Source organism: Streptomyces sp. NPDC090108 (assembly GCF_044747185.1).
Classification (GTDB): domain Bacteria; phylum Actinomycetota; class Actinomycetes; order Streptomycetales; family Streptomycetaceae; genus Streptomyces.
In genome coordinates, this window is record NZ_JBIVDQ010000003.1 from 446598 (window position 1) to 470536 (window position 23939).

Below are 23939 nucleotides of genomic sequence, written 5' to 3' on the forward strand. Positions count from 1 at the left end.
CCGGCACGGGGGTGGTCGTGCGAGGCCTGCGGTATTCGGCGGCCCCCTCGGGGGAGCAATGGTGATGCCGAGAGTTCGGATGAATCCTGGGCGAACCGGACACGAATGACGGAGAGGGCCCTCATGCGTACGACCGCTCGCAAGACCACCGTGACCATTGCCGCCACCGCACTGCTGGGCGGATGGGGCGCACTGTCGGGAGGATCGGCGGAGGCGTCCTCGCCTGCCCCGGTCGCACGGCTGGGCGCCGGATCGCAGCCCTCCTCGTGCCGCCCGGCGAACCACCTTGCGAAGATCACCTCCGCCCCCGCCTCGTCGGGACACCGCCACTATCGCGTCTCCCTGACCGCGGCGGCCGGATACGAACCGTGCGTGCTGGCCGGATCTCCGACCGACGTGACCTTCCACCGCCACGGTTCCCCGATCGGCGTCACCGCCGGCGCGGACGGACCGCAGCACACGCCGGTGACCTTCGCTCCCGGTCACCCGGTCCACTTCGACATCCAGGTGCCGAACGATGCCGTCGGCGCATTCGCGGACGAGGCCGACTTCACCCTCAGGACCCCGGACGGGATGATCCCCGGCGAGTCCGCCGCCTACGGGACGCTCTCCGTGGGTGCCGATACGGCCGTCGGCCCGGTCCAGCCGGGAGCCTGACCCCGCAGAACGCCGCCAGGAGGCAGGGGGCTGACATGGCGCCAGCCCCACTACTCGGTGGTACCGTATAGCGGTACTCGGTACTACGCAGTACCGTGAGAGACCGAGGGGGCTCGCGGTGGACGACCTGACGGAGATGCTGAAGGGCACGCTCGAAGGGTGCGTGCTCGAGATCATCGGCGGCCAGGAGACGTACGGCTACGCGATCACTCGACAGCTGAACGAGCTCGGCTTCACCGATGTCGTCGAGGGGACGGTCTACACCATCCTGCTGCGGCTGGAGCGGAACAAACTCGTCCAGGTGACGAAGCGGCCGTCCGAAGTCGGTCCGCCCCGCAAGTTCTACGCGCTGAACGACGCGGGGCGCGAGGAACTCGCGAAGTTCTGGACGAAATGGCAGTACGTCTCCTCACGCATCGACAGGCTCAAGGAGGGCGGGAGATGAACTTCTGGGAGAAGGTCACAGGCAGCGATCTCACCAGGGAGTGGGCGGAGTTCGAGGTCAGGGCGGCGGCGCTGCCCGACGATCACAGGGCCGCGTGGGAACAGATCAAGATCCACCTCTTTCCGCACGGGGACTTCTCCGGCCGCAACCTGATGCCGATCCTCGACTCGGCTCTGGGCCTGCTGGAGGAGACTGCGGCGGACGGACAGAGCATCGGCGAGGTGCTCGGCGACGACATCCCGGGATTCTGCACGGCGTTGGCCGGCGGAGAAGGGGCCCGCACCTACCGGGACCGGTGGCGCGAGCAGTTGAACAGGAACGTCGCCAGGAAACTGAACCGGCTGGGAGGCTGACGTGAGCATCCGGGACATCATCGAGGGCAAGAAGCAGTGGCGGGCGCACATGGCCCGGGTCAAGGCACTCCCGCCGGACTACCGGATCGTCTACAGGGAGATGCAGAAGTACCTGTTCAAAGTCGGACCGGTCGACCTGCCCGACGGCCAACTACTCCCCGGGATCGTCGACTTCTTCGAGGCGGGTGCCGCCACGGGCAAGGGGGTCCTGGAACTCATCGGCACCGACGTCGCGGCGTTCTGCGACGACCTGATCAAGGACTCGCGCACGTTCGCGGACGTCTACCAGGAGTCCCGCGGCAAGCAGGCGGAACCGGCCGAACCGGCCGAGAAGTAGAGCTTGCCGGCTGAGGCCAGTGTGCGCAGGACACCCCTGACGGAAAGCCCGCGATCAGCGACCCATGCGGCGCTGCACGTCGAACCGCCGCAACACCCGCACCAGACGCCACACTCCGGCCGCCGAGCCGACCACCACGCCTCCCTCCAGCACTCCGTGCCTCGCCGAACCAGAGACACCGAAGGCCAGTACGAGAGCCAGAGCCAGGGCGAAGACCGCCGCAGCCAGCGCGACGGCAGTCACGAGGGCGAAGACGATCTCCACGGTCATTGCGTCCTTCTCCCACCGCGACTCACGCCCCATGTCCATCCCGCAAGTCTCACACCAAGGCCGCCCCACGGCACGCGGGCCGGACCGCCCGGCTCGTACGTGGAGGCGCACTCAGCCCTCCGGCCGAACGCTCCTGAGTTCCGTCTGCCGCGTAACCACAGCCGCCAACTGACCGGACGCGGCGCCAAGCACAAGAAACCCGCCCGCGGACCGCGTATGCGTCGCCGCGCGACCTCCACCCACCCGCCCGCCCTGCGCCGCTTCGCCCTCGACGGCGCCGACCACCCCGCTCACAAGGCCCCGGGCCGGCATGATCCGCCGCTCCATCATGTGGCGGAACAACGACGCCGCCGACAAGCGCCGCAAAGCCCAAGCGAGTTGGACCAGCACAGCCTGACCTGCAACAGCAGCGGTAACAAGCCACGTCACCACAGGTGCAGGAAGCTTCGGACATCGTCATGGCCGTCGAGGGCCCGACCGTCCACGTCCGACGGGTCCGCCTCGGCCCGCGCCGCCAGCGACTCCACCAACGCGCGGGCCTCATCGCTGAGACGCCCGAAGCGTCGAGCGGTATGGCCCAGGCACAACCCAGCGAGCCCGAGCAGCGGACTGCCAGACACAGCCCGCGTCCCGACCTGCACGCACCAGTGCTCGACGAACTCCGCGTCGTCGTCGTTCAACGCGGTGCCGACCAGGACTCCCGCTGCCTCACCCTCTGCCGAGCGGTCACGCAGAGCCTGCTCCAACGTCTCGACCACCACCTCGTGAGGCAGGGCGGGAGGGTTCTCGAAGCTCAGATGAGAATGCATCCCGCGAGACTACGCGGACCACATCCAACGGCCACCTGCCCCGGACCCGCTGCGGGTGGGCTCCGTTCAGTTGGACAGGCTTGTTGTTCAGCGTCCGGCCAGGGCACCGCCGTTGACGTGCAGGGTCTGTCCAGTGATGTGTCCTGCGGCCGGCGAGGCGAGGAACAGCACGGTGCCTGCGATGTCGGCTGGAGTACCGGCCCGGCCGTTGACTGTCTGGGCAAGCAGGTCGGCACGGCGCTTCGGGGTCATGCCGCCCTGGAAGAAGTCGGTGGACTCGGTGTAGCCCGGGGCGATGACGTTGGCCGTGATCCCGTCTTTGCCGAGATCCTGGGCGAGGGTGAGGTTCCAGGCCTCGACGGCGGCCTTGGCGGATCCGTAGGAGCCGGAGCCGCCACGGTGGGCCGCTATGGAGCTGACGCTGATCACGGCTCCCCCCGCTGTCAGGCGGGGTCGCAGGGCTGTGGTGACCAAAACCGCGGAGAGCACATTGGCGTCGAGGTTCGCGCGCCAGGCCGCCGCCACGCCGACCAGGCCGGATGGCGCCTCGGTACCGATGTCGGTGTTGCCCCCGGCGTTGTTCACCAGCACGTCCACCTGCGCGGGCAAGGTGTCGAGTGCCGCCTGGACCTGGCCGGGGTCGCTCGCGTCGAAAGCGACCGCGCGCACGTTCACGCCGAGTTGTGCGGCGGTTTCCTCCAGCACGCCCTTGCGGCGCCCGGTGATCACCACCTGGTCGCCCTGGGCGGCGAAGGCCTCGGCAACCGCCCGACCGATCCCGGTGCCCCCACCAGTAACCACGATCTGACGCATCCCCACTCCTCGTTTAGCGCTAAACGTGCGCGGGACACTACCACCGTGACCACCCCGGACCAGCCCCGCCTTGACCGCGCCGAAGAGATCGCCCAGGCCTGGCGACGCGAGCAGCCCGGGCTCCCGGTCGACTCGATAGGGATCCTCACCCGCATCCAGCACACCGCGAAACTGCTGGCCGACGAACGTCGCCGCGTCCTGGCTCAAGTCGGCATGGATGCCGCCACGCTCGACCTGCTCAGCACCTTGCGCCGCTCCGGCCGGCCCTACCGCCTGTCCACCCGGGAGCTCGCCACCCGCTGCCTGATCACACCGGGAGCAGTGACTCAACGGGTGGACCGAGCCCGGGACGAGGGTTTCGTCCGCAGGCTGACCGCGCACCCCGGCACCCGCGCCGTGCCCGTGGAGTTGACTCCCGAGGGGCACCGCGCGGTGGAGAACGCCGTAGACACCCTCCTGACCTACGAGCAGGGCCTCATCGAGGTCCTGTCACCCCACGAGCAGCGGGCGCTGACCCGCCTTCTGGTAGTGCTCCTGCAGGACCTCAACGACCGTGCTCACCGCCGGGCCGGCGACCTCGAACGCCCGGAGGATACTGACCCACGTTCCTAGTCGGTCGCCGCCAGTCGATGGAGAACTTCCGGCGAGGTGAAGCTCCAGCCGACGAGACGCGGCCCGCTCCAGTTGATGCCGATCGCGGGTCCGTCCTGGGCGGCATCCGGCAGTACCTGTTCGCACCGGATGTCCAAGGGCATGGATTCCACGCGCAGCTCATGCCCCCAGATCTTCGCTGTCCTGTGGGCGCGGGCCGACGTCGACCAGAACGGAAGGCTTCGCGTGCCCTCTGCGGCAAGGTGGGTGGGGCTTCCGCTGTCGTTCCTGACGAGCCGGACCAGTCGGCTGTGGCGGACCTCCCGGAAGAACGCCGCTGCCTGCGAACCACTCTGACTCATGGCCACCGAGACCATCGCTCCCCACCACTCATTCCTCGGGCATGCTCACTCGTCGAGGGGGCTTCCTCAGGCCGGAACCCCCGCGTCGTCGAGGAGGCGGTGCATGTCCTCTGAGGGGAGGCTGGGGTTGCCCGCTGCCGCTCCGGCCGTGCCGGGGTCCTTGAGGAGTTCGCGGATCCGCGGCACCGGAAGGCGTGGGTGCCGGGCTGCTGCTCGGCGGAGGTCCGGTTGGTGGGTGAACCGGACCAGGAGGTCCGGGGAAAGAGCGGGATCGCGCAACGCCAGGGACCGGCGCTCCGGGTCGGTGGAGTCGGCGAACCGCGCGGCCAGACCTGCCGAGGGGAAAGAGGGCCTCGTGATGAGCATCTTCACGGCACGATGACTGCCGTTGAGGTACAGGTCGAGCAGCAACTCCGGTGGCGGCTCGGGGTGGAACTCGCACAGCAGGAGTCGTACGGCGAAGTCCTCGTCCTGTGCGAGCAGTTCGACCAGGTCGGCCGGCAGGGTCGGACACACCGCGGCGCTGCGGCGCAGCCAGGGATGCGCGGAGGTCGCACACCGGCGAAGGACGTCCGCGTCGTCCCGGGCCTCCCACACCCACTCCAGCGGGTCCAGGCGGGCGTCGGGTTCCACGGTGTAGTCGATGGCCGCGCGTTCGGATTCGGCCAGTTCGGGCCGGGCGGAGACGACGAGCCGCACGCGTGGGTCCGGGGAGAGAGCCAGGCGCCGGACGAGGCCCGGCGACAGGAAGGGGTTCGCGGCCAGCGCCGCCGCCCTCGGACCGTCCGCCATGCGCTCGGCGAGTTCGTGGCTCAGCCGCCCGGCCCTCAGGACATCGGACAGCTTCCAGGAGTCCTGGAGATGCTCGACCAGCCATGTGGTCAGCGCCTCGTCCTGATGGCAGACGCGCAGTGCGGCGACACGTCGTACATCCGGATCGTCGTCCTCGAGGAGTGCCTGTCGTGTGGCCTCCTGAAGCCGGTCCCACGCCCGGCAGGACGCCTGCCGCAGCGTGCCGTCCGGATGATGCGCGAGGCCGGCCAGTAGGTGCGCGGGCACCAGGTGCGAGGTGGCGGTCTCGCGGCGAACGCGCTCCTGAGGATGCGAAAGCAGCCGCTCGTACGCCCAGTCCGGCAGCGGTTCCACCCGGCGCCGGTACGGTGTCGGGCCCACGGCGAGGGCGAGGGCGACCCGCGGGAACGGGTCGTCCAGGAGTCGGGCACGCTGAGCCGGGTCGGCGTTCTCGCTGAGGGCGAATTCCATCCGCAGGGCCGGGTCGGGGTCCATCAGGATCGCCTCGACCAACTCCGTTGGAAGATTACCGCGTTGGGCGATGGTTCTCCTGATCGCGCGGTCGTCATACTTGAGGAGACGCATCAACACACTGCCCGGCGCGGCCTTGTTCCACGACAGCATCGCGAGCACGTCCGCGTGGCGATCGGTCATCGCGCCCTCCTGCGGTGGACAAAGATCGCGCAGCCTATCGATTCCGCTCGCCGAGCGGTACCCGACAGCCGCCGGCCTCCTCCGCCCGCACAGCGCTCGGGGTGCCGGGGCCGGCCGCGATACCGACCGCCCCTGGCATCCACCGCTCCCGCGCACTCCCCCAGGTCGAGCACACGGGAGATTTCCACGACCGGCGGCTACGGTCCCGTCAGGCGCCGGTGCCACCAATGGGTGCCGCGAACCGAGGGAGCCAGCGGATCAGGCAGCGTCCGCCGCTCGAACTCCTGGTCCAGCCTCGCGACGATCCGTCCCAGCTCGCGGCGAGCTCGCGGAGGCAGGGCGAGCAGGATCGCCTCCACGTCGTCCCTGGCGGCCGGAGCGTCGTGACACGGACAGTCCGCGAGCGGCACATACAGCCGGCGCCCTGGGCGTCGGAGGAACCGCTCGATGTGGCCGAGGGACTCTTCCAGGCAGCCTGGAGAGAACCGCTCGGCTTCCAGGCGCCGTACAGCGGCCTGGGCACTGCGCCCGAGTCCGGAGATCCGACTGAACCGACGGGATCCGTCCCGGCTCAACTGCTTCTGGGCGCGCAACGCGCCGGGCGGCCTACGCGGCATCGCCCTTTCGGATCGGAATCACGCCGCCATGATGCCACGCGTGCCGGCATCACTCGCCCGATTATCCGAAGGGACCAGCCACACGTCCACGTAGCCGAATTGAAGTTTCGCGCAGCGGTCGGGAGTGCAGGGCCAAGCCGATTCAAGGCCATGTCCGACGGCGGAACGGTACCGCCTGGCGCGATGAGCCAAGGGGTATGGTCGCCAACGCGATTGCGAGACGCAGCCCTAACGCAAGTGGTCGCGCACGACATCGAGGAATATCCGGCGGCTCGGACCGATGGCGGCCCAGACCTTCTCGTCCTGCGGCTCGCCCGGATCCCCGGGTCCGTCCCTGATCACCCCTTGCACGGCGAACGCCAGCCTGCGTGCCGCTTCGTTCAGCTCGGGCGCGCACAGCATATGGATCGTCTTCTGCGCGATCCACATCCTGTCGATGGTCTGCCGCGCCCGTGTCTGCCACTGCTCGTCGGCCAGGTGGTGGTGATAGTGGTCCACGGCCACCCGTTCCGCCTCCTGTACGGTGCTGAGGAAGTCGACAAGATGGGTCAGGCACTCGCTCCGGCGCGCTTCGACCCGCTCACGATGACCCCGACGTACCTCCGCACGCTCCGCCGCGCGTCCCATCGAGAGCTGCGCCACCCACGACACGAGGCCGCCGAGAAGAACACCGATGAGCGGCGCGAGCGTCGTCACTGCCATCCCTGCACCATGGCATCGGCACACGGACGTCAGGGCTGTTCGGGCAAGTTCAGAACAACACCGGTCAGATCGTGATCGGTTGGTCGACAGCTATGCCACATCCGCACCCGGCATCGGCCAACCCAATGGCCCGAGGCTCGGGTTGGGGCTGACAAAGCCTTCCCCTGCCGCTCGCGTCCCCCAGAATTCACGGGCGGTCGACCAACGAAGACTGTCAGCGACATCCGCGTCATTCTCCGTGACAGCGGGAAGGTAATCGTCTCACAGTGCGGCGGTTCCTACGGGTACGGATCTCGCCGACCGGGTCGTCCCGCACATCTGATCCGCATCGTGGCCGCCAAGGAGGCGCCGTGCCCGCCGAGGACATCAACATCCATGCCTGGAAGACCTACGGAGAGCGCCAGCTGGCCCGCGCCTTCATGCCCCCTGTTCCGGACAGAATGTGCTGGACCCTCTGGGAGGGAGTGGGGCCTGGAATCGAAATCCTGGGCGACATCGCCGGGCGTCGTGTTCTGGACGTCGGTTCCGGGGCAGGCCACCACGCCGTGCATCTCGCGCAGGCCTACGGCGCCCACGTCACCGCCATCGAGCTGTCCGCGAGCCAGCACGAGCGGGCTGTCTCCAGCCACGGGGACGTACAAGGGGTGGAGTTCGCTCATGCCGATGTCACCGAGTACCTTGCCGACGCCGAGCCGTTCGACGCCGCATACGCCCTCGGCACCCTGGCCTTCATCGACCCGCACCGCGCGCTGCCCGCTCTGCGACGCGGCCTTCACCCCGGCGCGCCGCTGATCCTGTCGCTTCTGCACACCGATCTGCACGGTCGCGGCCCGTCGACGGAAGTGGCGCCGCGCGAGCAGATGATCCTGCTGCGCGACGACCCGCCCCTGCCGACGCAGATGTGGGTTCTGACGCCCCACCTGTGGGAGGACCTTCTCACCGAGTACGGCTTCCGCGTCGAGGCGACAGACCTGCTGCACCACCCCGACGAGGACGTCCCGGTCATCCAGCAACTCATCCGTGCCCGCCGCCTGCCCGATCGGATTTCCCGTGTCTCCAGCCGTCCCCGCGGCGCCAAGCCGCCGGTACCGCATGCGGCAGTGGGCGTCGGTGCGATTCTTCTCGGCGAGCAGGGACTCCTGCTGGGCCGCCACCGGCGTGGAACGCTCGAACTGCCCGGCGGGACCGTCGAGGCCGGCGAATCCTTCGAAGCCGCGGTGGTGCGCGAACTCCGCGAGGAGACCGGTCTTCTCGCCGACCTCTCTGCCATCACGCTCCTGGGCACACTCGTCGACCACGTGGACGGCGTCCTCCGGGTCACCGTCGGGGCTGTCGTCCACGCCTGGCACGGCCAACCGAGTACGCAGCCGGACGAAAGCGTGGGCGACTGGTCCTGGCATCCCCTGGATCGACTTCCCGGCGATCTGTTCGTGTGCAGCGCGCAGATCCTCACCGCCTGGAAACCCGGCTTGCCCATCGACCACACCCCCGCACACTTCACCCCCTACGCCGGCGGCGACTCCGCCGGTCACGAACGGCAGGAGTGAAGCGACCGGTCACCCGCTTGCCTTCACTCCCCCCTTTCACTGCCACAACCCCCCTCGGCTCTGGGGCACGGCTCGCGGGCTCTCGTAGCAGTAGCCCTCCGGCCGGCCGCGTTCCTGAACCCGACTCCCTTGCTACAGCGCGCTGTTCGCACCCCGCCGACCACACGGACTGATGGAGAACAGGCAATCAGACCGGCTGTCCGCAGCAGGGCCGCGCAACGGGGTGGGCCGAAGCACTCCGTCGCGTGCCGTGCCAGAATGGCAGTGATCGACTTGGGGGTCCGGAGAGGTCCTGAACGAGTGCCCATGAACAGCTCAGTCTCCTCGCCCGGCCGCACGAACGGGCCAGGCGGTGCGTGCTTTCTCTCCGTGGCGTGGTGGATGCCGAGAGTGTGCTCACGCACCGGTCGCCTGGGACTGTACGGCGGCTGGGCTACCGTCCGGATGAAGTGGTCGGCCGCCGCACGGCCGACCGGCTGGCGGTCGGTCCACCGGAAGCCGCACTGCGCGGCATCGGTCGGCAGCCGGAGTGGAGGGGCCGGGGGTTGCGGCACCAGGACGGTCGCATCGACGAGGTCGACTTCCCCGCTTCCCCAGCCCTCGGCATGCGGTACAGGCCGTCCCGTACCGGGCCGGATTGTCGCGGTCGTCGGGGCCGGCCCAGCGGAGGATCCGATGGCAGACCTGAGGGGATGACACATGACCGGCGGGCCCAGCCCAGCGGAGGATTTGATGGCGGACCTGCGGGGGATGGCGTATGACCAGTTACCGATCGCTCTCGGGTTCTACGACGAGAACAACCGCCTGGTCGACGCCAACGCGGCCGGAGAGCGTTCGCAAGGCAGAACCAAGCACGAGATGCGTGGTCTACGTCTGACCGACTTCTACGCCAGTGCCGAAAGCCTCCAGGTCGAGCAGGCCATGGGGCAGGTACTGCGAACCGGCCGGCAGATGACCGTCGAGATATTCGCCCAGACGCCGGGAGGGAGCCTCCCCCGCGCCTGGACGGTCATGCTCTATCCGCTCAAGGACCAGAGCGAACGGGTGCGGGGCGTGGCTATGGCCGGCATGGACACCACCGTCCCGTTCCAGGCGGCACAGCGTCCGGCCATCGTGGACGCGGCCGGTGCCCGCATCGGGACCACGCTGGACACGGAACAGACCGTCCGGACGCCGGCGGACTTCACCACCGAGCAGTCCGCCGACCACGCCTCCGTCGACCTGCTCACCGGAGCCGGCCACACCGAGCCGGATGGGCGATGGAGGCATCTGGGCACTTCGGGCGCTGAGGAGGCGGGGAACGTCACTTCGCGTACGCCGACCGGTGCGCGCATCATTATTCCCGCACCCCTGCCCGGCAGCCTGGGACCGCACGCTTCGGACGATGAGCACGCTGCCGTACGCGAAGCTATTGCCATCATGCAGAACCGCTTGGCCGAGCCGCTCACCCTGGCCGACATCGCCGCGGAAGTGCACCTGAGCGTGTACCACTTCCTGCGCGTCTTCCGCCTCGCCACGGGCGAGACACCGTATCGATATCTCACGCGCCTTCGCATCGCACTGGCACAGCGACTGCTGTCGGACACCACCCTCACCATCCAGCAAATAGCCGAACGATGCGGCTTCTCCGGCCCCGGTCCCCTGTCTGCCGCATTTCTGCGCCACGAGGGTATCCGGCCGTCCGTCTACCGGAGGAACTCCGCATCGACCAGGTGACCGTGCGGATCCAGGCCGTCGACCTCCGCGAGGAGCGCGTGAAAGTCCCGCACGTCGCGCGGGAGTTCTGGGCGATGGAGAAATCCGTCCATCAGTGACGCCCTGTCTGGAAGGCGAGCCGGGAAGGCCCTGCGTTCCGAGGGGCACCGGGCCACGGCTACTGATACTTGCGTGACGGGCAAGCGGATGCCTGGATCTCGCCGATCCCACTCGGCCGCGGTCACCGCAGACAGGGATGCTGTCGCGCCGCCGCACCGCATGTGCATGCAGGGGAATTCTTCTCGCGGCAACCAATAGCCCTGTAGCCCTGATCTGAACCACCTGAGCCAGTCCATCGGCATCTGTGGCCGGACGCCAAGGCACGCCCGATCGATCGTGGCTCGGTGAGCATGTGCGGCTACGTAACCCGAATGGCCGATGCCGAGATCCGTCAGTCATGGAAGCAATGCCCCTGGACCGATACGCGGACCATGGCTCTCACACATCCGCGGCAGTCCAGCGGTCATGCCCACACACCTGCCGCACCCCTCGCCCACCCCCGCGCCCCGCCCTGCCGGCGGCATTCGCAGACATCTGCTCCGCTGCGCGTGACCTTCGTGGCCTCAAGGTCGATACTGCCGACAGCGAGCCACTGACCATGAACCGGACGAGCACCTCCACCCGCCCTGGACCGCCGAGATCATCGACCAGCACTGCGGTCACCGACCAGCAAGAACGCAAGTCGCAGGCCTGTCTGTCAGCCCCATCAGGAGGTACCGATGAAGATGCTGATCAACGTCCCCGAGACCGTGGTGGCGGACGCGTTGCGCGGTATGGCGGCCGCGTATCCGGATCTGACCGTGGACGTGGAGCACCGGGTGATCGTCCGGCGGGACGCTCCCGTGGCCGGGCAGGTCGCCCTGGTGTCGGGCGGCGGGTCGGGGCATGAGCCGCTGCACGGCGGATTCGTCGGCCCCGGCATGCTCTCCGCGGCGTGTCCCGGCGAGGTGTTCACCAGTCCGGTGCCGGACCAGATGGTGCGCGCGGCGGCGGCCGTCGACAGCGGCGCCGGTGTCCTGTTCGTCGTGAAGAACTACACCGGCGACGTGCTCAACTTCGACATGGCGGCCGAGCTCGCCGAGGACGAGGGCATCCAGGTCGCGAAGGTGCTCGTCAATGACGACGTGGCCGTCACCGACAGTCTGTACACCGCCGGGCGGCGCGGTACCGGCGCGACCCTGTTCGTGGAGAAGATCGCGGGCGCCGCCGCGGCGGAGGGCCGGCCGCTGGAGCAGGTGGAGGCCATCGGACGCCGGGTGAACGAGAACTCCCGCAGCTTCGGTGTCGCGCTGACCGCCGTGACCACTCCGGCCAAGGGCTCCCCCATGTTCGATCTGCCCGCCGGAGAGCTGGAGTTGGGCATCGGCATCCACGGCGAGCCGGGGCGCGAACGGCGCGCCATGATGACGTCCGGCGAGATCGCCGACTTCGCCGTGAACGCGATCCTGGAGGACATGACCCCGCGCAGCCCGGTCCTCGTCCTGGTCAACGGCATGGGTGCGACCCCGCTGCTGGAGCTGTTCGGGTTCAACGCCGAGGTGCAGCGGGTGCTCGGCGAGCGTGGCGTGACCGTGGCCCGTACCCTCGTCGGCAACTACGTCACCTCCCTCGACATGGCGGGCGCCTCGGTCACCCTGTGCCAGGCCGACGAGGAGCTGCTGCGCCTGTGGGACGCGCCGGTGAAGACCCCGGCGCTCCGCTGGGGGGCGTGACACGGCGGACGCACCGGTCAACACCTCTACCACGCAAGGAGATCAAGTGCTCGACGCCGATTTCTTCCGCCGTTGGATGGCGGCGACCGCCGCGTCCGTCGACCGGGAGGCGGAACGGCTCACCACCCTCGACTCGGCCATCGGGGACGCCGACCACGGCAGCAATCTGCAGCGCGGTTTCACGGCCGTCCGGACCACCCTGGAGAAGGAGCGGCCCGACACCCCCGGCGCCGTGCTGAAGCTGGCCGGGAACCAGCTGATCTCGACGGTGGGCGGGGCCTCGGGCCCGCTGTACGGCACCCTGCTGCGCCGGACCGGGAAGGCGCTGGGCGACGCCGCCGAGGTGAGCGAGGGTCAGCTCGGCGAGGCGCTCCGGGCGGGAGTCGAGGGCGTGATGGCCCTCGGTGGCGCGGCGCCCGGCGACAAGACCATGATCGACGCGCTGGTTCCGGCGGTGGACGCGCTCGGCGACGGTTTCGCCGCGGCCCGCTCGGCCGCCGAAGCGGGCGCCACGGCCACCGTCCCGCTCCAGGCGCGCAAGGGACGCGCCAGCTACCTCGGGGAACGCAGCATCGGCCATCAGGACCCGGGCGCCACGTCCTCCGCCCTGCTGATCGCCGCACTCGAAGAGGCGGCCGCGGGAGGCTCCGGTGAGTGACGGGAAGCTGGTCGGGATCGTGCTGGTGTCGCACAGCGCGGCGGTCGCCGAGTCCGTCGTCGAGCTGGCCAAGGGCTTGGCCGGCGGGGCCACCGCCGTGCCGGTGGCGGCGGCCGGCGGCACCGAGGGCGGTGGGCTCGGCACGAGCGCCGAGCTGATCTCCGCCGCGGCGGCCGCCGTGGACCAGGGTGCGGGTGTGGCCGTCCTCACCGACCTCGGCAGCGCGGTGCTCACCGTGAAGGCGCTGCTCGCCGAGGGGGACGAACTGCCCGGCGGGACGCGCCTGGTGGACGCGCCGTTCGTCGAGGGCGCGGTGGCGGCCGTCGTCACGGCGTCCACGGGAGCGGACCTCGACGCGGTCGAGGCGGCGGCGACGGAGGCGTACAGCTACCGCAAGGTGTGAGGGTGGCTGGGGCGTACAGCTACCGGCAAGGTGTGAGGAGGCTCGGGCGTACAGCTACCGCAAGGTGTGGGGGTGGCCGGGGCGCACGGCCGGCGCGGGAGGTGACCCGTCCCTGCGCCCTGGCGCCCCGGCGCCTCGCCTTCCGTGCCCAGGCATCTCGGCCGAGGTGCGCGTCCGGGGGGGGCACTGCCTGCGCCGGGCGTCCGAGGTGACGCCGTGGCGGCGTCAGTCGCCGTGCCGGACCAGTCGGCGGGCCGCCCGTTCGCCCGTGGACACCGCCGACCGGTGATCCTCGATGGGCGTCACCCGGGTGTTCCTGAAGACGATGTAGGTGACGCCGGAGGCCGCGCCGCCGCCTCGCGGATCGGAGTGGATGCCGAGGCGCTGGGCGGTGGCGTACGAGGCCTCGCCGATGATGTCGCGGGGTCCGGTGTCCCCGACGACCGCGTACTGCACCCGGCCCCGGTAGATCACGGCGGCCACGGATCCGCCCCGGATGCCCTGATCCCGGTGGTCCCAGACGCGGCTCGGCGCCGGGACCACGATGTACGGCAGCCGTTCGGCGGCGAGATGGCGGCCGTCGGACTGCTGGTAGGCGGTGCCGGCCGAGAAGGACGGGTCGGTACGACGGTTGCAGCGGGCGGTGGGTCGGCCGTCGCAGTCGATGTCCAGGTCGGCCTTCCAGTACACCGCCCCACGCGTGGCGCAGACGGGGACGTCGGCGGGGGCGGCGGCGTCCGTGCGGTACCGGCCGCGGGAGACCTGGGCGCATCCGCGCACCCTGGCGAGCAGTTCGGCCGCGCTCACCCGGCCCTCGCTGCGGGTCGGCCGGGCGTCGCCCCGGGGCAGCCGGGCGTCGCTGCGGGGCAGCCGGGCGTCGCCTTGGGGCACCCGGCTCGCACCGCGGGAAACGGGTCGTTCGTGGGGCGGCTGCGCGGCGGCGGGCGGTGCCGTCGGGGCGAGGAGGGCGACACCCGCGGCAACCAGTGTCAGCGACTGAACACGCACTCTGGAAGACCCTCTCCTGGGGAGCATTCCGGACACCATGGCTCAATCTGGTGCGTATCGGCATGCATGGCCGCCCGGATGGGGCCGGATGGAGCATCGCCCTGACACTCCACGAGAGGCGCACAGGGGCGGGAGATCTGAGCCGATGTCAGCCCGGATCTCCCGGCCGCCCACGTCGGCGCGGATTCGGCGACGACAGCGTGTTCCGCGCCACGGAAGTGAACTGCTTTAGCCAGCAGGCGAGTTCACTCCTCGAAGGTCCAGCATACGCACCCTCGGACATGGGGGCGCGCGGCCCCCTCGTCACACCGTGCGCCCCCTCGCCACACCCCTCGTCACGCCCTCTTGCCATGTCCGCGCGACGCGGGCCATATTGGTCCGGACCATTGAGCGGCCTGGAGTGTCACCGGTCCCGGGGAGGCAGTTCCGTGCGACGCGCCCTCCTCCCCCTCGTCCCCTCCGTCGGAGCTGTGGTCCTGGTCGCGTCCTGCGCCTGGGGCGGTACGGCCGACAGCGACTCCGGACAGTCCCCGGGCGCGCCCACGGGGGTCACCGCGGTGGCGGGAAGCGCCTCCAGCGTGCACGTGATGTGGAACGACATGGCGACGGCCTCGGACATAGGCGGCTACGAGGTATATCGCGGCACCACGAAAGTCACCCAAGTGCCGGGTGCCCAGCACATGGTGGACGTCACCAGGCTCAGGCCGTCCACCATGTATGTCTTCACCGTGCGGGCTCGCGGCAAGGACGGGCGCCTCGGACCGCCCAGTCGCGGGACACGGGCCCGTACTCCCGCCATGGTCGCGGCGGACCGCTCGGCGCCGACCGGCCCGGGGCGGCAGACCGGCCGCGTGCTCGGCAGCCGGATGGTCGAGCTGTCCTGGACCGCCGCCCGGGACGACCGCGCTGTGGTGTCGTACGACATCTACCAGGGCGGTACGAAGATCCACAGTGTGGGCGGGAACCAGGTGGCGACCGTGCTCACCGGGCTGCGTCCCGGGTCCCGTTACGCGTTCACCGTCCGGGCGCGGGACGCGGCCGGCAACCTCTCGCCCGCCGGTACGCCGGTACGGCTCTCCACCCCGGGCACCGACGACGGCCACGGCACGGCGCCGACCGGCTTCACCGTCACCGCGCACCGCTCCGCGGGCACGTACAGCATCGACCTCGCCTGGGATCCGCCGGCCGTGGACGGAACGATCACGGAGTACCAGATCCAGGTGGACGACCGCCCGGCGACCTCGCTGGTGTGGGGCGGCGAGCCGCCGCACGGCCGGGCCCACTACCGCCTCTACTCGGGCAGCGACGCCGGGACCGGGCAGCGGATACGACTGCGGGCACGGCTGCCGGACGGGACGTGGGGCGGCTTCTCGGCGGAGCGCACGGTACCCCCGGCCGCCGGTGACTGAGAGGAAGGCACCGGCGGGAACATCACTCCGGCACGGCGTGTCGGCTTGCACCGGACGGCGGACTCCTTCACCTGAGCGGGCGCGCTGCGCATGCGGCGGGCTCCGGAGCCGCGTTGGCTGCCGTTGAGAGCAGCACGGCCGCTTCCCGACCCCGGCGGCGCATGGGACGCATCGCCAGCCGTGCCGCCGGAGGACAGCCAATGCGCACTTCCCGACTTCTCCTCCGCTCCGGCGTGCCCCTCGCCGTAGCCGGCGCGCTCGCGGCCCCGTCGGCCGGGACGTCCGCGGCGGCCACGGGAATCTCCGTGAGCACCTCCGGTTCCACGGTCTCCGTGGTCACCAGCGCGTGCACGCAGAACGCCGGAAGCTGGGGCAACGCCTCGCTGCTCAGCAGCGGTCAGGCGAACTTCGCCCAGGGCCGTCAGGCCGCCCTGTCGGGCACGACCGTCAGCCAGTCCGCCGCGTGGTCGGGGGTGAGTCCGGGGACGTACACGGTCGTCGTGGTCTGCTCCAACGGCACCACCGCGGGCACGCAGTCCGTGATCGTCTCCACGCCCTCCGCGCCCTCCCTGCAGTCCGCGTCCTCCGCGCCGACGGTCTCGTCCACCTCCGCGGCCGCGCCGGCCCGTGGAGTCAGGGGCGGCATCGGCGGGAGCGTCCGCGACTTCAGCCCGCTCACCCTCGGGGTGGGCGCGGGCCTGCTGGGCTCGGGCGTCATCGCCGCGGCCTGGTTCCTGCTGCGGCGCGCGAAGCCGTACCGGTACTGAGCCCGCACGCGGCGCGCCCAGGACGCCGCACGCCGCCCGCGGCCCATCAGCGGATCACCCCCGCCGGAGGGTCGCTGCCCGCCGAAGGGTGACCGAGCGGACGGTGACCCGCGTACGGCGCCCTGGGCGCGCCGCCGGTTCAGGTACGCCTCGTCGGACGGTCGGTGTCGTCGGACACCGCGGTATCCGCAGGCCCGGCGTCCGGAACCGCAGCCTCCGGCACCTCCGCGTCCAGCACTCCGGCGTCCAGCGGCCCGGCGTCCGGCAGCTCGGCCAGTTCCTTCAGCGCGTGAGCGAGCCACTGGGTCCAGAAGGTCTCCAGGTCGATGCCGGCCCGCAGGACCAGGTGGCGCAGCCGGTCCTGCGGAGTGTCACGGCCCGGCGGGAAGTCGCGCCGTTCGATCTCCTCGTACTCGGCCAACTGGCGCTGATGCAGCTCCAGATGGCGCCGGAGGTCGGCGTCGAGGCCCGCGGTGCCGACGACGGCCGCCGCGCGCAGGCGCAGCAGCAGGATGTCCCGCTGCGGCTTGGGATCCTGGGCGGCGGCGGTCCAGCGGGCCAGTTCGGCGCGGCCCGCGGGCAGGACCTCGTACCGCTTCTTCTGCCCGCGGGCGGGCTGCTCGGACGGCAGCGCGCGGATGAACCCCTCGGCCTCCAGTTTCCCCAGCTCACGGTAGATCTGCTGGTGCGTCGCCGACCAGAAGTAGCCGATCGACTTGTCGAAACGGCGGGTCAGCTCCAGCCCCGACGAGGGCTTCTCCAGCAGGGCGGTGAGGATGGCGTGCGGGAGTGACATGGGCTCATCCTAGGGAGACCGGTGCGGCCGCTACAGGGCCGCCGCGACCTCGGTGCCCTGCTTGATGGCCCGCTTGGCGTCCAGCTCGGCCGCGACGTCCGCGCCGCCGATCAGGTGGGCGCCGCGCCCGGCGGCGATCAGCTCCTCGTACAGGTCGCGGCGCGGTTCCTGGCCGGTGCAGAGGACGACCGTGTCGACGTCCAGGACCGTGCTCTCGTCGCCGACGGTGATGTGCAGGCCGGCGTCGTCGATACGGTCGTAGCGCACGCCCGGGACCGTGGTCACGCCGCGGTGCTTGAGCTCGGTGCGGTGGATCCAGCCCGTGGTCTTGCCGAGGCCGGCACCGACCTTGCCGGTCTTGCGCTGCAGGAGGTGGACCGTGCGGGGCGGGGCGGGGCGCCGCGGCGCGGCGAGACCGCCGGGGGCCGCGTAGTCCATGTCGACGCCCCAGTTGCGGAAGTACGTCTCCGGGTCCTCGCTCGCCTTGTCGCCGCCGTCGGTGAGGAACTCGGCGACGTCGAAGCCGATGCCGCCGGCGCCGAGGATGGCGACCTTGTCGCCGACGGGGGCGCCGTCGCGCAGGACGTCGAGGTAGCCGACGACCCGGGGGTGGTCGACGCCGGGGATGTCCGGGGTGCGCGGGGTGACGCCGGTGGCGACGACCACCTCGTCGTAGCCGTCGAGGTCGCCGGAGGTGACCCAGGTGCCGAGGCGTACGTCGACGCCGTGCGCGTCGAGCTGGTGGCGGAAGTAGCGCAGGGTCTCGTCGAACTCCTGCTTGCCGGGGACCTTGCGGGCGACGTTCAGCTGGCCGCCGACCTCGCTCGCGGCGTCGAACAGGGTGACCTGGTGGCCGCGTTCGGCGGCGGTCACCGCGCAGGCGAGACCGGCCGGGCCGGCGCCGACGACGGCGACGCGCTTGCGCAGCCGGGTCGGGGAGAGCACCAGTTCCGTCTCGTGGCAGGCGCGCGGGTTGACCAGGCAGGAGGTGATCTTGCCGCTGAACGTGTGGTCCAGGCATGCCTGGTTGCAGCCGATGCAGGTGTTGATGGCGTCCGGCGTACCCGCGGCGGCCTTGGCGACGAAGTCGGGGTCGGCGAGCATCGGGCGGGCCATGGAGACCATGTCCGCGTGCCCGTCGGCCAGCAACTGCTCGGCGACCTCGGGGGTGTTGATGCGGTTGGTGGTGACGAGCGGGACGGAGACCTCACCCATGAGCTTCTTGGTGACCCAGGCGTACGCGCCGCGCGGCACGGAGGTGGCGATGGTGGGGATACGGGCCTCGTGCCAGCCGATGCCCGTGTTGATGATCGTGGCGCCGGCGGCCTCGACGGCCTTGGCGAGGGTGACGACCTCGGGCAGGGAGGAGCCGCCGGGGACCAGGTCCAGCATGGAGAGCCGGTAGATGATGATGAAGTCGTCGCCGACGGCCTCGCGCACGCGCTTGACGATCTCGACGGGGAACCGCATCCGGTTCTCGTACGAGCCGCCCCAGCGGTCGTCGCGCCGGTTGGTCTGCGCGGCGACGAACTCGTTGATGAGGTAGCCCTCGGAGCCCATGATCTCGACGCCGTCGTAGCCGGCGCGCCGGGCGAGGCGGGCGGCGCGGGCGTAGTCGTCGATGGTCCGCTCGATGTCGGCGTCGGTCAGCGCGCGAGGGGCGAACGGGCTGATCGGGGCCTGGAGGGCGCTCGGGGCGACCAGGTCCTGGTGGTAGGCGTACCGGCCGAAGTGCAGGAGCTGCATGGCGATGCGGCCGCCTTCGCGGTGCACGGCCTCGGTGATCTCCTTGTGCTGCTCGGCCTCGGCCTCGGTGGTGAGCTTGGCGCCGCCCTCGTACGGCCGCCCCTCGTCGTTGGGGGCGATGCCGCCCGTGACGATGAGGCCCACTCCCCCGCGCGCCCGGGCCGCGTAGAACGCCGCCATCCGCTCGAAGCCGCGCTCGGCCTCCTCCAGGCCCACGTGCATGGATCCCATGAGCACGCGGTTCGGCAGCGTGGTGAATCCGAGGTCGAGCGGGGACATCAGGTGCGGGTAACGGCTCATCGGGCCCTCCGTGCAGGATGCGGTCGCTTCTTGTTGTAGAGGAAGCCCGATCCTTTATGCAACTTGTTGCACAAAGACTTTCCGCGATCCTCGCCACACTTCCTTTCCGAGGGAGGGAAGTCCCGCCATGCGGGGCACCGAGCCGCGCAGCGCGTTCACGGCGGTGACGGAGAACGGCCCCGTCGACCGGTCACTCGGGGCGGGGTGGCGCAGTACGCGCAGTACGCCCCGGCCGGAGAGGTACCGGCCGGGGCGTGTCGAGGCGAGCGGACGGGTGTCAGCGGCTTTCCAGGCGGAGGTGGAGATCGCGCTCCTGGTCGCCGGAGGCCCGGCAGGTCTCGTGGACGTCGAACACCGTGTCGAGGGTGTCGCGGAAGCGGTCCACGGCCCAGTACCCGCCCTGGATGTCCGCGAGGACGGAGGAGCTGAGGCGGGCCGGCGGGCAGCCCTCGCCGCGGGCGTCGGCGATGTCGTAGGTGCCGAGCCACACCATGGGGCGGGTCTCGTGGAGCTGCTGGGGGACCTCGTCCGCGCCGCGGTCCGACGCGAAGCAGGCGCTCAGGACGTCGAAGACGACCCGTGCGTCCTCCTTGGAGCACCCGCTGATCTCCACCGAGACGGTCTCCGGATGCGACCCCGTCATGTTGTCCATGATCGCTCCTTTCACGGCCGTGCCGCGGCGGAACGGGACACCCCGTCGAACCGCGTCCACCCCCAGCAAAGCACCACCCGGCGTCCCGCACATCTCAGGCCCCGCGGGCCGCCGGCGCGCGCGTCAGCCGCGGGAGAACTTGTACGTCTTGCTGTCCGTGAGCACACAGAATCCGGGCGACACGACGATCACGCGCAGGATGCCGGTGCGGCGGTCGTAGTCGACGCCCTCCGCCTCGAAGGATCCCGAGCAGGAGCTGCGCAGCGGCAGCCGGCGCAGCGCGGTGACGTGCCCGGAGACGTCGCCGGAGCCGCCCGGCGCGGCCGACAGGTCGATCTGCAGCAGGGGCTTGGTCATGCCGAACAGGGAGCCGTCGGGGTCGTCGGAGGAGCACAGCAGCGTGGTCGGCCCGGAGAAGTCGCAGCCCTGGACGTCGCGCACGGCGTGGTCGAGGTGGACCGTGGAGGCCTGCGGGAGGTTCGCGGAGGGCGACGTGGCGGGGTTGACGCCAGGGGTCGGGAAGACCAGGAGGCGATTCATCGTGCCCCACTCGCCGTTGAGCATCCACTGCCCGTCGGGCGAGATCGCGACCCAGGAGTTGTTCAGGGCCTCGCCGGCGCCGAGGGTGTGGACGTACTCGGTCCAGGCCCCGCCGGGCGCCTGGACCCGGAACATCTTCGCGTTCCCCGAATCGGCCTGGTAGGGATCGACGACGTAGCCGCTGTACGACGCGTCGGGGTCGCCGACGTGGTTCCAGCCGCGGACCGACACGCTCAGCGGGATGGTGCCGATGCCGGTGTAGTGGTTGGGGCTGTTCGCCGGGACCTCCACCGAGGCGAGGCCCTGGCTCTCGGTCAGCGGGTCGGCGCGGTCGGAACCGGTCTCGGTCCAGTTGTCCGCGGCGGTGGCGGGGGTGGTCACGGCGAGGGACACGACGGCGGCGGTGGCCAGGGTGACGAGTCCGGCGAAGGCGGTACGACAACGTTGCCGGGCGGGCGCGGGCATGGGCCGACTCCTGGGATGGGGGGTGGGGCACTCGGTCGGCGCACAGTCTGGCCCGCATGGATGGTCATGTACAGACCAATGACGGTCATGGGGGTGAACTCACGACGGCTTCCCGCCGGAGCCGCGGCCCGCCGCCGCACACCCCCGGCACTTCCGCCGCAGCTGACCCCGGGCACCCCGTCGCAGCCAACCCTCGGCACCTCCGCCGCGTACTCCCGGCATCTCCGCCGCGCACTCCCTGGCGCCTCCTCGCGGGCCCGGGCGCCTCCGTCGTGCACCGGCCCGCCGGCCCGCTCCCCGCAGGCCCGCCGCACGCCTGCGCCGGGCCGCCGCCCCTCCCCCGGCACACGCCCCCGGCCGTATTGAGGGATGGTGGAGGGACACGCCGAGGGACGGTGCGGCAACGAGCGAGGCGAACGGGACACGGTGTCGCGCCCGAGGAGTCGGAGGTCCGTACCGCGGAACCCGGTCCGGTGCGGAGGCGTCCGGAGCGGGAACCAGGAATGAATCCATGACGAGAGCGGCAAACTCCGACTCGGGACGGGCGGCGGCACGACCGGGTGCACCGGTGGAGCGGGGGAACGGGTCCGGAAGGAGAACGGTGGAACGGAGCAGGAAAAGCGGCGGAACGGGGAACAAGGGGAGTCGGCACGGGGGACGGCGTGCCACGCGGACGGGCTAAGGCGGTGCGGGCATGAGTGCAGCCGGGGTTCCGGCGACGGAGAGCGGCGAACCCGAGCGCGGGCCGGAACGCCCCGGAGGGCTGCTCGACGTGCTGGGCGTGGCGTCGGTGGTCCTGGACACGCGCGGCCGGATCGTCCTGTGGAGCCCGCAGGCCGAGGAGCTGTTCGGGTACAGCGCGCAGGAGGCACTCGGTCAGTACGCGGCCCGGCTCATCGTGCACGAACGGCACATGGAGCTGGTCAGCAAGCTGTTCGCGGACGTCATGCGCACCGGCCAGAGCTGGGCCGGCGGCTTCCCGGTCCGCCACAAGGACGGCAGCACCCGGCTGGTCGAGTTCCGCAACATGCGGCTGCTGGACGACCGGGGCGACGTCTACGCCCTCGGGCTCGCGGCCGACCAGTCGACGGTACGGCGGCTCGAACAGGACGTGGCGCTGTCCGAGCGGATGGTGCAGCAGTCACCGATCGGACTCGCGGTCCTCGACGCCGGGCTGCGGTTCGTGTCGGTCAACCCGGCGCTGGAGACGATGCACGGCGTCCCGGCCGCTCAGCACACGGGGCGCACGCTCCGCGAGGTGCTGCCGCAGCTGGACCCCGACGAGCTGGAGGTGCCGGCCCGCCAGGTGCTCGCCACCGGCACCCCGCTGGTCGCCCACCGTGTGGTGGGCCGTACGCCGGCCGATCCCGGCCAGGACCACACCTGGTCGATGTCGCTGTACCGGCTCGACGACGCGACCGGCCACGTGCTCGGAGTCGCGTACTCGATCCTCGACGTCACCGAACAGCACCGGGTCGCGGTCCAGGCGGAGACCGCGCGGCGCCGGCTCGCCGTGATCGCCGACGCCTCCGCGCGGATCGGCACCACGCTGGAGCTGGAGCGCACGGCGCTGGAACTGGCCGAGGTCGCCGTGCCCGAGCTGGCGGACATCGCGGCGGTGGATCTGCTGGACGCGGTCGTGGAGGGCCGGCCCAGCACGCTCCGCCCGGCGGAGCCCGCCGTGATGCGGGCGCTGGCGCTGCGCGCCGAGCGGGAGTCGGAGGCCGTGGAGGCAGCCGACCCGCCCGGCGAGGTCGCCCTGTACGCCCCCGACCGGCTGGTCACCCAGTGTGTCCGCACCGCCGAGGCGGTGATGCTTCCGCGCGTGAGCGAGGAGGACCTGCCGCGCATCGCCCGCAGCCCGGAGGCCGCCGTGATGCTGGGCCGCGTGGGCCTGCACTCGTACCTCGCGGTGCCGCTGATCGCCCGGGGCGAGGTGCTCGGCGCCCTGGACCTCAAACGGACCCGCAACCCCGCGCCGTTCGACGCGGACGACCTGCTGCTGGCCCGGGAACTCGCGTCCCGCGCGGCCGTGCAGATCGACAACGCCCGCTGGTACCAGAACGCCCGCAACACCGCGCTCACCCTCCAGCGCAGCCTGCTGCCCGGCGAACCGCCGGTGACGACCGGCCTGGAGGTGGCCTCCCGGTATCAGCCCGCGGGCGCCACCACCGAGGTCGGCGGGGACTGGTTCGACGTCATCCCGCTGGACGGCGACCGTACGGCACTGGTCGTCGGCGACGTGATGGGCAGCGGGATCGGCGCGGCCGCCACCATGGGCCGGCTGCGCACCGCGACGACCACCCTCGCCTCGCTCGGGCTGGACCCGGCGATGCTGCTGGAGCAGCTGAACAGGACCAGTTCGGCCCTGGAACCCTCCATCGCGACGTGTGTGTACGCCGTCCACGATCCGCATCTGCGCCGGTGCAGGATCGCCAACGCCGGGCATCTGCCACCGGTCAGGGTCCGTCCCGGGCATCCGCCGGAGCTGCTCGACCTGCCCACCGGAGTGCCGCTGGGCGTCGGCGGCGTCGAATTCTCCACCGTCACCGTCGACTTCGAGCCCGGCGACGAACTGGTCTTCTACACCGACGGACTGGTCGAGACGCGCTGCCACTCGCTGGACGAACGCCTCGACGTCCTGCTGTCGTTGCTCGACGACCCCGGCCGGCCGCTGGAGGAGACCTGCGACCTGCTCCTGCGCACGCTGCATCATCCCGACAACCACGACGACGTGGCCCTGCTCATCGCGCGTGCGCAGGAACTGGCCTGACGTCGC

23 protein-coding genes and 1 pseudogene are annotated in these 23939 nt (G+C 71.0%); 13 read left to right on the top strand and 11 right to left on the bottom strand.

The window, feature by feature from the left end:
• Window positions 1-123 precede the first annotated feature (123 nt).
• The 4 genes from ACIPRD_RS12135 to ACIPRD_RS12150 all read left to right on the top strand — a co-directional run bounded on the left by ACIPRD_RS12135 (window position 124) and on the right by ACIPRD_RS12150 (window position 1792).
• Window positions 124-657, top strand: a complete 534-nt coding sequence (locus tag ACIPRD_RS12135) for a DUF4232 domain-containing protein (protein WP_401562439.1) — start codon at window positions 124-126, stop codon at window positions 655-657.
• Between the two features lie 118 nt (window positions 658-775).
• Window positions 776-1102, top strand: coding sequence for a PadR family transcriptional regulator (locus tag ACIPRD_RS12140; RefSeq protein ID WP_356407351.1), 327 nt, complete (start codon window positions 776-778; stop codon window positions 1100-1102).
• Window positions 1099-1455 carry a DUF1048 domain-containing protein gene (locus ACIPRD_RS12145; RefSeq protein ID WP_401562441.1) on the top strand — a complete coding sequence of 119 codons (357 nt, stop codon included), beginning with the start codon at window positions 1099-1101 and terminating at the stop codon, window positions 1453-1455. Before ACIPRD_RS12140 ends, ACIPRD_RS12145 begins: the two co-directional genes overlap by 4 nt.
• A gap of 1 nt (window position 1456) precedes the next feature.
• Window positions 1457-1792 carry a DUF1048 domain-containing protein gene (locus tag ACIPRD_RS12150; protein ID WP_401562442.1) on the top strand — a complete coding sequence of 112 codons (336 nt, stop codon included), beginning with the start codon at window positions 1457-1459 and terminating at the stop codon, window positions 1790-1792.
• A gap of 54 nt (window positions 1793-1846) precedes the next feature.
• Here ACIPRD_RS12150 and ACIPRD_RS12155 read toward each other — a convergent pair whose 3' ends face one another.
• The 3 genes from ACIPRD_RS12155 to ACIPRD_RS12165 all read right to left on the bottom strand — a co-directional run bounded on the left by ACIPRD_RS12155 (window position 1847) and on the right by ACIPRD_RS12165 (window position 3684).
• Window positions 1847-2101 (bottom strand): DUF6332 family protein, encoded by a 255-nt coding sequence (locus ACIPRD_RS12155; protein ID WP_401562444.1) that lies wholly within the window; start codon window positions 2099-2101, stop codon window positions 1847-1849.
• Between the two features lie 386 nt (window positions 2102-2487).
• Complete coding sequence (locus ACIPRD_RS12160) at window positions 2488-2871, bottom strand: hypothetical protein (protein ID WP_401562446.1); 384 nt, start codon at window positions 2869-2871, stop codon at window positions 2488-2490.
• A gap of 87 nt (window positions 2872-2958) precedes the next feature.
• Complete coding sequence (locus ACIPRD_RS12165; protein WP_401562447.1) at window positions 2959-3684, bottom strand: SDR family NAD(P)-dependent oxidoreductase; 726 nt, start codon at window positions 3682-3684, stop codon at window positions 2959-2961.
• Between the two features lie 45 nt (window positions 3685-3729).
• On the opposite strand from ACIPRD_RS12165, the gene ACIPRD_RS12170 reads away from it, so the two are divergent.
• A complete protein-coding gene (locus tag ACIPRD_RS12170; protein WP_401562449.1) occupies window positions 3730-4296 on the top strand; it encodes a MarR family winged helix-turn-helix transcriptional regulator in 567 nt (188 codons plus the stop codon).
• Here ACIPRD_RS12170 and ACIPRD_RS12175 read toward each other — a convergent pair.
• The 3 genes from ACIPRD_RS12175 to ACIPRD_RS12185 form a co-directional block, all read right to left on the bottom strand.
• The gene (locus ACIPRD_RS12175) at window positions 4293-4652 is read right to left on the bottom strand and encodes a DUF2750 domain-containing protein (protein WP_401562451.1); all 360 of its coding nucleotides are present in this window, start codon (window positions 4650-4652) and stop codon (window positions 4293-4295) included. The two genes, ACIPRD_RS12170 and ACIPRD_RS12175, sit on opposite strands and share 4 nt — an antisense overlap.
• A 51-nt stretch (window positions 4653-4703) precedes the next feature.
• Window positions 4704-6083, bottom strand: a complete 1380-nt coding sequence (locus tag ACIPRD_RS12180; protein WP_401562453.1) for a hypothetical protein — start codon at window positions 6081-6083, stop codon at window positions 4704-4706.
• An 845-nt stretch (window positions 6084-6928) separates the two neighbouring features.
• The gene (locus tag ACIPRD_RS12185; protein WP_401562454.1) at window positions 6929-7402 is read right to left on the bottom strand and encodes a hypothetical protein; all 474 of its coding nucleotides are present in this window, start codon (window positions 7400-7402) and stop codon (window positions 6929-6931) included.
• A 350-nt stretch (window positions 7403-7752) separates the two neighbouring features.
• Between ACIPRD_RS12185 and ACIPRD_RS12190 the strand changes: the two genes are divergently transcribed.
• From ACIPRD_RS12190 to ACIPRD_RS12210, 5 genes are all read left to right on the top strand, one after another.
• The gene (locus ACIPRD_RS12190) at window positions 7753-8949 is read left to right on the top strand and encodes a bifunctional class I SAM-dependent methyltransferase/NUDIX hydrolase (RefSeq protein WP_401562455.1); all 1197 of its coding nucleotides are present in this window, start codon (window positions 7753-7755) and stop codon (window positions 8947-8949) included.
• 732 nt (window positions 8950-9681) lie between these two features.
• Window positions 9682-10665 carry a helix-turn-helix domain-containing protein gene (locus ACIPRD_RS12195; RefSeq protein WP_401562456.1) on the top strand — a complete coding sequence of 328 codons (984 nt, stop codon included), beginning with the start codon at window positions 9682-9684 and terminating at the stop codon, window positions 10663-10665.
• 758 nt (window positions 10666-11423) lie between these two features.
• Window positions 11424-12416 (top strand): dihydroxyacetone kinase subunit DhaK, encoded by a 993-nt coding sequence (dhaK, locus tag ACIPRD_RS12200; protein WP_356407395.1) that lies wholly within the window; start codon window positions 11424-11426, stop codon window positions 12414-12416.
• Window positions 12417-12462: 46 nt separating this feature from the next.
• Window positions 12463-13074, top strand: a complete 612-nt coding sequence (gene dhaL / locus ACIPRD_RS12205; RefSeq protein ID WP_356407398.1) for a dihydroxyacetone kinase subunit DhaL — start codon at window positions 12463-12465, stop codon at window positions 13072-13074.
• Entirely contained in the window at window positions 13067-13477 is a 411-nt protein-coding gene (locus ACIPRD_RS12210; protein WP_356407401.1) for a PTS fructose transporter subunit IIA, read from the top strand. Before dhaL ends, ACIPRD_RS12210 begins: the two co-directional genes overlap by 8 nt.
• Window positions 13478-13702: 225 nt before the next feature.
• Here the strand turns inward: ACIPRD_RS12210 and ACIPRD_RS12215 are convergent, their stop codons facing one another.
• Window positions 13703-14485, bottom strand: a complete 783-nt coding sequence (locus tag ACIPRD_RS12215) for a glycoside hydrolase family 75 protein (RefSeq protein WP_401562458.1) — start codon at window positions 14483-14485, stop codon at window positions 13703-13705.
• Between the two features lie 428 nt (window positions 14486-14913).
• Between ACIPRD_RS12215 and ACIPRD_RS12220 the strand changes: the two genes are divergently transcribed.
• Window positions 14914-15894, top strand: coding sequence for a fibronectin type III domain-containing protein (locus tag ACIPRD_RS12220; RefSeq protein ID WP_401562460.1), 981 nt, complete (start codon window positions 14914-14916; stop codon window positions 15892-15894).
• A 200-nt stretch (window positions 15895-16094) separates the two neighbouring features.
• Window positions 16095-16661: a hypothetical protein gene (locus ACIPRD_RS12225; protein ID WP_401562462.1), complete on the top strand. Its 567-nt coding sequence runs from the start codon at window positions 16095-16097 to the stop codon at window positions 16659-16661.
• A 253-nt stretch (window positions 16662-16914) separates the two neighbouring features.
• On the opposite strand, the pseudogene ACIPRD_RS12230 reads toward ACIPRD_RS12225, so the two are convergent.
• The 4 genes and pseudogenes from ACIPRD_RS12230 to ACIPRD_RS12245 form a co-directional block, all read right to left on the bottom strand.
• Window positions 16915-17457 (bottom strand): annotated as a pseudogene (locus ACIPRD_RS12230) (PadR family transcriptional regulator); the annotation flags it as partial.
• 30 nt (window positions 17458-17487) lie between these two features.
• Window positions 17488-19503: an FAD-dependent oxidoreductase gene (locus tag ACIPRD_RS12235; protein ID WP_401562464.1), complete on the bottom strand. Its 2016-nt coding sequence runs from the start codon at window positions 19501-19503 to the stop codon at window positions 17488-17490.
• Window positions 19504-19780: 277 nt separating this feature from the next.
• Window positions 19781-20155: a hypothetical protein gene (locus tag ACIPRD_RS12240; protein ID WP_356407416.1), complete on the bottom strand. Its 375-nt coding sequence runs from the start codon at window positions 20153-20155 to the stop codon at window positions 19781-19783.
• 123 nt (window positions 20156-20278) lie between these two features.
• Window positions 20279-21160: a hypothetical protein gene (locus ACIPRD_RS12245; protein WP_401562466.1), complete on the bottom strand. Its 882-nt coding sequence runs from the start codon at window positions 21158-21160 to the stop codon at window positions 20279-20281.
• A gap of 694 nt (window positions 21161-21854) precedes the next feature.
• Between ACIPRD_RS12245 and ACIPRD_RS12250 the strand changes: the two genes are divergently transcribed.
• On the top strand, window positions 21855-23933 hold the full coding sequence (locus tag ACIPRD_RS12250; protein ID WP_401562468.1) for a SpoIIE family protein phosphatase: 2079 nt from the start codon (window positions 21855-21857) through the stop codon (window positions 23931-23933).
• Window positions 23934-23939 lie beyond the last annotated feature (6 nt).

Excerpts from the sequence above, each read along its gene's own strand:
- ACIPRD_RS12135 (WP_401562439.1), top strand. The coding sequence starts at position 124 with ATGCGTACGACCGCTCGCAAGACCACCGTGACCATTGCCGCCACCGCA.
- ACIPRD_RS12145 (WP_401562441.1), top strand. The coding sequence starts at position 1,099 with ATGAACTTCTGGGAGAAGGTCACAGGCAGCGATCTCACCAGGGAGTGG.
- ACIPRD_RS12155 (WP_401562444.1), bottom strand. The coding sequence starts at position 2,101 with ATGGACATGGGGCGTGAGTCGCGGTGGGAGAAGGACGCAATGACCGTG.
- ACIPRD_RS12160 (WP_401562446.1), bottom strand. The coding sequence starts at position 2,871 with ATGCATTCTCATCTGAGCTTCGAGAACCCTCCCGCCCTGCCTCACGAG.
- ACIPRD_RS12165 (WP_401562447.1), bottom strand. The coding sequence starts at position 3,684 with ATGCGTCAGATCGTGGTTACTGGTGGGGGCACCGGGATCGGTCGGGCG.
- ACIPRD_RS12175 (WP_401562451.1), bottom strand. The coding sequence starts at position 4,652 with ATGGTCTCGGTGGCCATGAGTCAGAGTGGTTCGCAGGCAGCGGCGTTC.
- ACIPRD_RS12180 (WP_401562453.1), bottom strand. The coding sequence starts at position 6,083 with ATGACCGATCGCCACGCGGACGTGCTCGCGATGCTGTCGTGGAACAAG.
- ACIPRD_RS12185 (WP_401562454.1), bottom strand. The coding sequence starts at position 7,402 with ATGGCAGTGACGACGCTCGCGCCGCTCATCGGTGTTCTTCTCGGCGGC.
- ACIPRD_RS12195 (WP_401562456.1), top strand. The coding sequence starts at position 9,682 with ATGGCGGACCTGCGGGGGATGGCGTATGACCAGTTACCGATCGCTCTC.
- dhaK (WP_356407395.1), top strand. The coding sequence starts at position 11,424 with ATGAAGATGCTGATCAACGTCCCCGAGACCGTGGTGGCGGACGCGTTG.
- ACIPRD_RS12225 (WP_401562462.1), top strand. The coding sequence starts at position 16,095 with ATGCGCACTTCCCGACTTCTCCTCCGCTCCGGCGTGCCCCTCGCCGTA.
- ACIPRD_RS12235 (WP_401562464.1), bottom strand. The coding sequence starts at position 19,503 with ATGAGCCGTTACCCGCACCTGATGTCCCCGCTCGACCTCGGATTCACC.
- ACIPRD_RS12240 (WP_356407416.1), bottom strand. The coding sequence starts at position 20,155 with ATGGACAACATGACGGGGTCGCATCCGGAGACCGTCTCGGTGGAGATC.
- ACIPRD_RS12245 (WP_401562466.1), bottom strand. The coding sequence starts at position 21,160 with ATGCCCGCGCCCGCCCGGCAACGTTGTCGTACCGCCTTCGCCGGACTC.
- ACIPRD_RS12250 (WP_401562468.1), top strand. The coding sequence starts at position 21,855 with ATGAGTGCAGCCGGGGTTCCGGCGACGGAGAGCGGCGAACCCGAGCGC.